Consider the following 8,347-nt stretch of genomic DNA (forward strand, 5'->3'; position numbering starts at 1 on the left):
TGGATTTTCCTCACTCTGCCATTCGTCCGTGCTCAGATGACGCCGTGCAGCGGCGGCGGCCGGTCCTGCAGCACCGCCCTGCCGATGTGCTGGTATTTCCAGCGCACCGGGTCGTGCAGGGTGTGGGTGCGCGCGTTGCGCCAGAAGCGATCGAGCCGATGCCCTGCCGCGGCGCTGCGTGTCCCGCCCACTTCGAATATCGCCGCCGACACCTCGTTCGCAGCGCGGTCGGCGAGGATCTTGGCGGTCGCGACCGCGATCGATGCCCGCGCGGCGTCGTCCTGGTGCTCGCCGCGGATCGCCCCGTCGACCGCCGCACCGGCGACGACCAGCGCGGATTCCGCCGCCGCCACCGACACGGCCAGCTCGCCGAAGCGCTGCACCACCAGCGGATCGTCGACCGCGCGAGTGACCTCGGCTTCGAACCACGGCCTGCTCCGCGTGCGCACGAACTCGGCGGCGGCTTCCAGCGCGCCCCGCGCGATGCCCGCGTCGATCGCGGCATGCAGCAACTGGGCGAAGGCGCCGTAGCCGGTCGGCGCGTGCACCGCGGCGGCGCGGGCCACCAGTTGGTCGGCGGCCACGGTCACCGCGTCGAACTCGACGGTCCCACTGCCGGTCGTGCGCTGCCCCAGCGCGTCCCAGTCGTCGACGATGCGCACACCGGGCTCCAGTGCGGCGACGAAGGCCACGTACTCCCCTGCCGCCAGCCCCGAAACGCCGTGCGGATCATCGAGTCTGGCCAGCACGGCGAGCACATCGGCGAACAGCGACCCGGTGCAGTAGTACTTGGTGCCCTCGACCACGAACCGCCCGTCGACGGGACGCACCGTCGTGGCGATGTCGGCGACGGTGGCCCCGCCCCGTTCGGACTGCGCGTTAGCGATGCGCGCGCCGGCGAGCACCCGCCCGAAGTATTCGCGCTGCTGCGCGGGAGTTCCGGCCAGCCGCAACAGGTTCAGATACACGAAGTGGCTGTGCGGCACCTGCGCGATATTCGGATCGGCGGTCGCCAGGATCCGGAAGACCTCGGCGACCACGCTCGGCGGCAGGTCGGCGCCGCCGAAGGCCGCCGGCACCGTGATCGCCAGCAGTCCGCTGGCCGAGAGCTGATCCAGTTCCTCGTGCGGCAGCCTGCGCGTGTGATCACGCTCGGCCGCGCCCTGCGCGAAGTCGGCGGCGAGTTCGGTGGCGATCGCCAATGCCTGTGCGGCGGTGGTGATCCGCGCGGCGGTCACCACCGTCATCAGCGTCCCGCCGCGACCGGGGTCGCGGCGGCCTCCAGCTCACGCACCAGCGGCAGGACCTTGGCGCCGAAGTACTCGATCTCCTCCTGGAAGTGCAGGAACCCGGCCAGGATGAGGTCGACGCCGAGCGCCCGGTAGGCCACGATCCGCTCCGCGATCTGCTCGGGCGTGCCGATCAGCCCGGTGCGGAACCCGTCGTTGTACTGGACCAGATCCTCGAAGGTGGAGTCGGCCCACATGCCCTTGCGGTCGGCGGTCGACGCGCCCGCCTGCTGCACGGCGTCGCGGAACCCCTGCACCGCGGGCTTGTTCGCCTTCTCGACGATCTCGCGCAGGGTGTCGCGGGCTTCCTTCTCGGTGTCGCGGGCGATGATGAAGCCGTTGAGCCCGAACTTCACCTCGCGGTCGTTGTCCCTGGCGACCGCGCGCAGATCGTCCAATTGCTCGGTGACGCCGTCGAAGTCCTTGCCGTTGGAGAAGTACCAGTCGGCGTAGCGGCCGCCGTTGCGGCGCGCCGCGGTGGAGTTGCCGCCCTGGAACAGTTCGGGATTCGGCCGTTCGGGAGTGTTGAGGGGCTTGGGCTTGAGGGTGAAGTCGCGGATGCGGTAGAAGTCGCCACCGTAGTTCACCGCGTCCTCGGTCCAGATCTTGCGGATCACCTCGAGGAATTCGGCGCTGCGCCGGTATCTTTCGTCGTGCTCGAGCCACGGCTCGCCCAGCGCCTGGAACTCACCGGCGAACCAGCCGGACACGACGTTGATCGCGAACCGCCCACCGGAGAGATGGTCGGCCGTCGCGCCGAACTTGGCCAGCACGGCCGGATGCCACAGTCCGGGATGGACCGCGGCGATCACCTTCAGCCGCTCGGTCGCCCCGAGCAGCGCGAGGCTGAACGAGGTCGACTCGTGCTGGTACTCCGCGCCATAGGAGGCGGTGTAGCGGACCTGCGAGAGCGCGTACTCGAACCCGTTGCGCTCCGCCGTCTGGGCGAGCTTCTTGTTGTATTCGAAGTCCCAGCCGGTGCGCTGCTCGATATCGCTGGTCACCAGCCCCCCGCTGACGTTGGGGACCCAGTAGGCGAACGAGACCTGGTCGGCGATTCTCTCCGTTGTCATAGCGGCTCCTCTCGTCGGGGTTTCCAGTGCAACACCGGCGTGGAGCCCCGACGAGAGTTTGAATCGCCGCGATCGATACGGCCCGCGGCTCAGCGGCCCAGGTGCACGCAGCTCTCCGCGATCTTCGACTGCGCGGCGCCCACCTTGGCCGCGTCGTCCTTGCCGAGCAGCTTGGCCGGATCACCGGACTGCGCGTTGGACACCATCACCCGCAGCCCGTCCTGCGACATCCCCGAATCGAGGAAGACCTGTGCCGCGCAGTCGGCCAGCTCCGGGTTGGTCAACCCCTTGTCCTGCAGCGACTTCGACAGCTCCGCCTGGGTGACCGCGGGCGCCTCGTCGCCGCCTCCGCAAGCAGATAGCACCGGCACGGCGATCAGCGCCGCGGCGAGCAAACAGATCCGCACTCTCGAGTCCTCTCGATCGCTGCGCATCGGCCGATGCGCAGCCGTGGAGGATCATGCCGCACCGCCGCCGCGAGGGCCACACCGTCCCACCCACCCGGAACTGACTCACGAGTAAGGTGAGCCCATGGGAGACCACCTCACCGCGCGCTTCGAGAGCGACCGCGCATATATCACCTTGAATCGACCGGGCAAACACAACGGACTGACCCTGGAAATGCTCCGTGATCTCGTCGCCGCGGCGCGAAAAGTGGCCGAGCACAAAGAAACCCGGGTCGTCATTGTCAGCGGCAACGGACCGAGTTTCAGTAGCGGACTCGATATCGCGGCGGCCACCCGCGATCCATTGGCTATCGTTCGGGAATTTCTCCCGCGACCGTGGCGCGGCACGAATACTTTTCAGGAAGCCTGCTGGGCCTGGCGCCGTCTCGACGTGCCGGTGATCGCCGCGGTGCACGGCCGCTGCTACGGCGGCGGCCTGCAACTCGCACTGGCCGCCGACTTCCGCATCGCGGCGCCGACGGCGGAGTTCTCGGTGATGGAAGCCGCCCACGGCCTGATCCCGGACATGTCGGGCGCGGCGACATTGTCGCAGCTCATCGGCATAGACCAGGCCATGCTGCTGACCATGACCGCCGACCCGATCGACGCCGCCCAGGCCGCCCGGATCGGCCTCGTCACCGAGGTCGCCGAGGACCCGCAGGCCGCGGCCGCCGCCCTCGCCGACCGGATCACCGGCCGCGATCCGCGCGCGGTCGCCGCCGCCAAGCGCCTCTTCGACCGGTCCTGGCACCGAAATCCGCGCGCCACGTTCGCCGCCGAACGCGCGGCCCAGGTGCCATTGCTCCTGCGTAAGGCCCTGAATCGTAGTTAGCGACAGGCAACTGAGAATTTGTTCATGCCAACCCACGAGTCGATGTACCACACGCCACTCCGATCGACTGTTAGCATCGCTGCGATTCGCCCAACAGTCGAAATGTGGTCCGCGACACAGGTGAACCTGAAGCGGTCTCGATTTTCGGCGTGACCCGGAGGCTCCGACGACCGTGAAGAAGACCGGTTCCATCCTGCTTGCCGCGTTCGCCGGAGCGACGGCCATGCTGGTGAGCGGAGCGACGCCCGCCGTGGCGAATCCCAACGCCATCAACCCCATCCCGGTGCTCAACGGAACCAACGGCCTGCCCGCCCTGCACGGGCGCACGCAGGCCGTCTTCCAGGTCACCGGCATGGCGAGCCCGAACAACACGCAGAACTACAACGTCCTCGGCACCGACCTCGGCATCATGTGGGACAACGGCCGCGGCGAGATGCTGACCGCCTTCGGCGACACCGCGGGCATCGGCTTCCCGAACCTGCTGGCGGGCAGCACCTGGGCGTGGCGCTCGAACATCCTGGTCCGCAGCCATACCAAGGACCCCTCCGGCGGCGTCTTCTTCGACAGCGTCGTGCGCGATGTCGTCGGCCAGGCGCGCGACCTCATCCCCAGCCCGAAGATCCCGTTCCTGGAGATCAGCCGCATCCCGACGGCGGGGATCTCGGCCAACGGCGTGCAGTACCTGTCGATGATGTCGGTGAAGACCTGGGACGCCCCCGGCGAGTGGACCACCAGCTTCTCCGGCCTGGCCGCCTCCGCCGACAACGGCGAGACCTGGGCCGATCTCGGCCACACCCGGCGCCCCGACGAGGGCGGCAACGCCAACTTCCAGATGAACGCTTTCCTCAAGGACGGCGGTTTCGTCTACGAGTACGGCACCCGTTCGGGCCGCAACAACGACGCGTTCGTCGCGCGCGTGCCGGAAGCCCAGATCGAGAACCTCGGCGCCTACGAGTACTGGGACGGCAGCGGGTGGAAGCTCAACGACGTGAACGCGGCGGCCCCGATCATGGGCGGCGTCGGCGAGCTGTCGGTGATGTACAACGAGTACCTCGGCCAGTTCGTCTCGCTGACCACCGACCCGTTCAACTCCGTGGTCATGCGCCGCGCGTCCTCCCCCGAGGGCCCGTGGAGCGCGCCGGAGGTGCTGATCGACGCCCGCGAGCTCCCCACCGCCTACGCGCCGTCGATCTTCCCGTACCAGACCGGCCGCGACCTCTACTTCATGACCACCATCCACACCCAGTACAACGTCGTGTTGATGCGTACCCGGCTCTGAGACCTGGAGAGCCTGAAGACCTGGCACCATAGGTCTGGCAAGCACATGGGTAACTCACCGGGGACGGGCTGACATGACCACCGATCAACCGCCGGCCGAATCGACAGCCGGTGACGCACCTGGATCCGGCCAGACGTCGCGGGGAGGCGGATCGGCGGCGGAATGGGACGCTCGGTATGCCCAGAGTGAATTGATCTGGGGCGCACCGCCGAACAGCACGGTGGTCGAGTACGTCTACGGCCTCGATCGCCGGATCCAGCTGCGACCCGACGAACCGGGCGGCACCGCGCCCGCGCTGCCCCGCGCGCTCGACCTGGCCTGCGGCGAGGGCCGCCACGCCCTGTGGCTGGCCACGCACGGCTGGCAGATCGACGCCGTCGACTTCTCCCAGGTGGGCATCGACAAGGGCCGCACGGTCGCGGCGCGACTGTCGCGCTCGGTGCGCTCGCGGGTGAACTGGCAGTGCGCCGACATCACCGACCTGGCCGGGGCGGGGATCACCGGACCGTACGAGCTGATCCTGATGGTCTTCGTGCACCTGCCCGCCGAGCAGCGCGGCGCCCTGCTGCGTGAACTGGCAGGCATGCTCTCCCCCGGCGGCGTGCTGCTCGTGCTCGGGCACGACACCAGGAACCTGACCGACGGCTACGGCGGCCCGCAGGACCCGGCCATCCTGTTCACTCCCGACGACATCCGCGCCGAACTGGGCGCGGCGGGCGAGCACATCACCATCCGCATCGCCGACGCGGTGCTGCGGCCCACCGAGGGCCCCGACGCGATCGACGCGCTGGTCCTGGCCGAACGGGACCTGCCGGAATCAGGCGAACCGGCCGCGTAGCTGCTCGGCGAAACTCCGCGCCGAACTCAGGTCATCGGCGCTGGGGCGGCCCTTGTTCAGCCCGCCGACCAGTGCGAGCGGCCCCATCGTGTCGAGCCCGCGGCAGGCGAACCCGCCCACCACCTCGAAGCCCTTGCCGGTGAGCTGGTCGCCGAGATTGCGCAGGTAGGGGCGGAAACGCGGCTCGGGCAGCCCGCTGGTGGCGAAGACGAACGCCTCGCGACCCGCTCCGGCGGGCAGCGCGTCGACGAACTCGCGCAGCCGGGCGTCCAGCGCCATCCAGTACACCCCCGACCCGAAGCCGACGAGGTCGTGGTCGGCGAGGTCGGCCGCGGTGATCTCCGACGGGTCGACCACCCGCGCGTCGAGCACCGAGCCGATGGTGTCGGCGACCTTCCTGGTATTGCCGTGCGACTTGGACGTGCACACGATGAGCGCCTTCATGACTGCCCCCTGCCTCGATCGAAGCGTGCTTGCGCGAAGCAGCCTAGCGCCAGCGGGCGAACCAGGGTTCGACTGTCGCGGCGATCACGTCGAATCCGGTGCGGAACGAATGCGCCTGCTTGGGGATCACTTTCACCTCGGCGGCATCGGCGGGATCGGGCACCCCGAACGGGTCGCTGCCGCCGTTGATCACCACGACCTCGATGTCACCGGGAGCGAGCAGCTCCGCACGCCTGCTCTTGTCCGGCTTCCCTGGCGGATGCAACGGGAACGACAGCGCGATCACCCCGCGCGCGCCGACGGCGACGGCGGTGCGACACGCCACCCGCGCTCCGTTGCTGCGACCCCCCTGGACAACCGGCACCCCGGCAAACCGGGCCCGCAGCGCGGCGACGATCTCGCGCCATGCCTCGTCCTGCTTGTCCGCCGACCCCGGCGCCCGGCGCCCGGCCACCCGGTACGGCTGCACCACCCTGGCCACCGCACCGCCCGACTCGATCGCCGAATCACGCACTGCCAGAATGTCTTTCGCGTCGACACCGCCGCCGGCGCCGTGCGTGATCACCAGCAGGAAGGCCGGGTCGGCGACCTCGTCGAGCTCGATCTCGGCGGGCCCGGAACTCGTCTCGATGCGCACACCTCACGGTAGCCCCGCCGCCGCGGCGAGCAACGTTTCGGCGCCCGTGCGTGTTTTTCACGTCACATTGCTCCCCAGCCCTTTGCCGAGACGATTACTCACCGGTAATATGGTCCATAAGTTACCCGCGAGTAGCATGCGGAAAACCGGCAAGGCTACCCCGGTGGACGTCACAGGGCGGGAACGGCAGACAACCGACCGCACCAGAACTCAACGGAGAGTGAGTACTCACATGGGCCACTACAAGGCAAACGTTCGCGACCTCGAGTTCAACCTCTTCGAGGTCCTCGGCATCGACAAGCTGCTCGATGCGGGCACCTTCGGTGACCTGGACACCGACACCGTCAAGGAAATGCTCTCCGAGGTCCGTCGTCTGGCCGAGGGTCCGCTGGCCGAGTCGTTCGCCGACGCCGACCGCAACCCGCCCACCTTCGACCCGAACACCCACTCGGTCACCCTGCCCGAGTCCTTCAAGAAGTCCTACAAGGCGCTCGAAGAGGGCGAGTGGGCCAAGGTCGGCGTCGTCGAGGAGCTCGGCGGCCTGAACGCCCCGTCCGCCATCACCTGGGCCCTGTCGGAGATGGTGCTCGGCGCCAACCCGCCCATCCAGATGTACGCCGCCGGCGCGGGCTTCGCCCAGGTCTTCTTCAACAACGGCACCGACGAGCAGAAGCAGTGGGCCGCCAAGATCGCCGACCGCAACTGGGGCGCCACCATGGTGCTGACCGAGCCGGACGCCGGCTCCGACGTCGGCGCGGGCCGCACCAAGGCGATCAAGCAGGAAGACGGCTCGTGGCACATCGAGGGCGTCAAGCGCTTCATCACCTCGGGTGACTCCGACGACCTGTTCGAGAACATCATGCACCTGGTGCTGGCTCGCCCCGAGGGCGCCGGACCGGGCACCAAGGGCCTGTCGCTGTTCTACGTCCCGAAGATCCACTTCGACTTCGAGACCGAGACCTACGGTGACCGCAACGGCGTGTTCGTCACCAACGTCGAGCACAAGATGGGCATCAAGGCCTCGGCCACCTGTGAGGTCACCTTCGGCGGCCACGGCATTCCCGCCAAGGGCTGGCTGGTCGGCGAGATCCACAACGGCATCGCGCAGATGTTCGACGTCATCGAGAACGCTCGCATGATGGTCGGCACCAAGGCCATCGCGACCCTGTCGACCGGTTACCTGAACGCCCTCGAGTACGCCAAGACCCGCGTCCAGGGTGCCGACCTGACCCAGATGACCGACAAGGCCGCGCCCCGCGTGACCATCACCCACCACCCGGACGTGCGTCGTTCGCTGGCCATGCAGAAGGCCTACGCCGAGGGCCTGCGCGCGATCTACCTCTACACCGCCGCCCACCAGACCGAAGAGATCGCCGCCGTGGTCTCGGGTGCGGACAAGGACGTCGCGTTCCGCGTGAACGACCTGCTGCTGCCGATCGTCAAGGGTGTCGGCTCCGAGCGCGCCTACCAGTACCTGACCGACTCGCTGCAGACCTTCGGTGGCTCCGG

9 protein-coding genes are annotated in these 8,347 nt (G+C 68.6%); 4 read left to right on the forward strand and 5 right to left on the reverse strand.

Features of this window, described 5'->3' with window-relative positions; translation table 11 throughout:
• Window positions 1-32: 32 nt before the first annotated feature.
• The 3 genes from ACIO52_RS30695 to ACIO52_RS30705 all read right to left on the reverse strand — a co-directional run bounded on the left by ACIO52_RS30695 (window position 33) and on the right by ACIO52_RS30705 (window position 2,769).
• Window positions 33-1,247 carry an SfnB family sulfur acquisition oxidoreductase gene (locus ACIO52_RS30695; RefSeq protein ID WP_342801845.1) on the reverse strand — a complete coding sequence of 405 codons (1,215 nt, stop codon included), beginning with the start codon at window positions 1,245-1,247 and terminating at the stop codon, window positions 33-35.
• Complete coding sequence (sfnG, locus tag ACIO52_RS30700; protein ID WP_218716728.1) at window positions 1,247-2,362, reverse strand: dimethylsulfone monooxygenase SfnG; 1,116 nt, start codon at window positions 2,360-2,362, stop codon at window positions 1,247-1,249. Before sfnG ends, ACIO52_RS30695 begins: the two co-directional genes overlap by 1 nt.
• Window positions 2,363-2,451: 89 nt before the next feature.
• Entirely contained in the window at window positions 2,452-2,769 is a 318-nt protein-coding gene (locus ACIO52_RS30705; protein WP_218716727.1) for a hypothetical protein, read from the reverse strand.
• 124 nt (window positions 2,770-2,893) lie between these two features.
• Between ACIO52_RS30705 and ACIO52_RS30710 the strand changes: the two genes are divergently transcribed.
• The 3 genes from ACIO52_RS30710 (at window position 2,894) to ACIO52_RS30720 (ending at window position 5,757) form a co-directional block, all read left to right on the forward strand.
• Window positions 2,894-3,640: a crotonase/enoyl-CoA hydratase family protein gene (locus ACIO52_RS30710; RefSeq protein ID WP_218716726.1), complete on the forward strand. Its 747-nt coding sequence runs from the start codon at window positions 2,894-2,896 to the stop codon at window positions 3,638-3,640.
• A 172-nt stretch (window positions 3,641-3,812) separates the two neighbouring features.
• On the forward strand, window positions 3,813-4,919 hold the full coding sequence (locus tag ACIO52_RS30715) for a DUF4185 domain-containing protein (RefSeq protein WP_218716725.1): 1,107 nt from the start codon (window positions 3,813-3,815) through the stop codon (window positions 4,917-4,919).
• Between the two features lie 190 nt (window positions 4,920-5,109).
• Entirely contained in the window at window positions 5,110-5,757 is a 648-nt protein-coding gene (locus tag ACIO52_RS30720) for a class I SAM-dependent methyltransferase (protein ID WP_316572981.1), read from the forward strand.
• On the opposite strand, the gene ACIO52_RS30725 is transcribed toward ACIO52_RS30720, so the two are convergent.
• Both ACIO52_RS30725 and ACIO52_RS30730 read right to left on the reverse strand, forming a co-directional pair.
• Window positions 5,737-6,201: a flavodoxin family protein gene (locus ACIO52_RS30725; RefSeq protein WP_402648789.1), complete on the reverse strand. Its 465-nt coding sequence runs from the start codon at window positions 6,199-6,201 to the stop codon at window positions 5,737-5,739. The genes ACIO52_RS30720 and ACIO52_RS30725 overlap by 21 nt on opposite strands.
• 43 nt (window positions 6,202-6,244) lie before the next feature.
• Complete coding sequence (locus ACIO52_RS30730; RefSeq protein WP_218716722.1) at window positions 6,245-6,838, reverse strand: alpha/beta family hydrolase; 594 nt, start codon at window positions 6,836-6,838, stop codon at window positions 6,245-6,247.
• Window positions 6,839-7,070: 232 nt separating this feature from the next.
• Here ACIO52_RS30730 and ACIO52_RS30735 point away from each other — a divergent pair.
• A partial coding sequence (locus tag ACIO52_RS30735; protein ID WP_402648794.1) for an acyl-CoA dehydrogenase family protein occupies window positions 7,071-8,347 on the forward strand: 1,277 nt, incomplete at its 3' end.

The organism is Nocardia sp. NPDC087230, from assembly GCF_044744725.1.
GTDB classification, from domain to species: Bacteria; Actinomycetota; Actinomycetes; order Mycobacteriales; family Mycobacteriaceae; genus Nocardia; species Nocardia canadensis.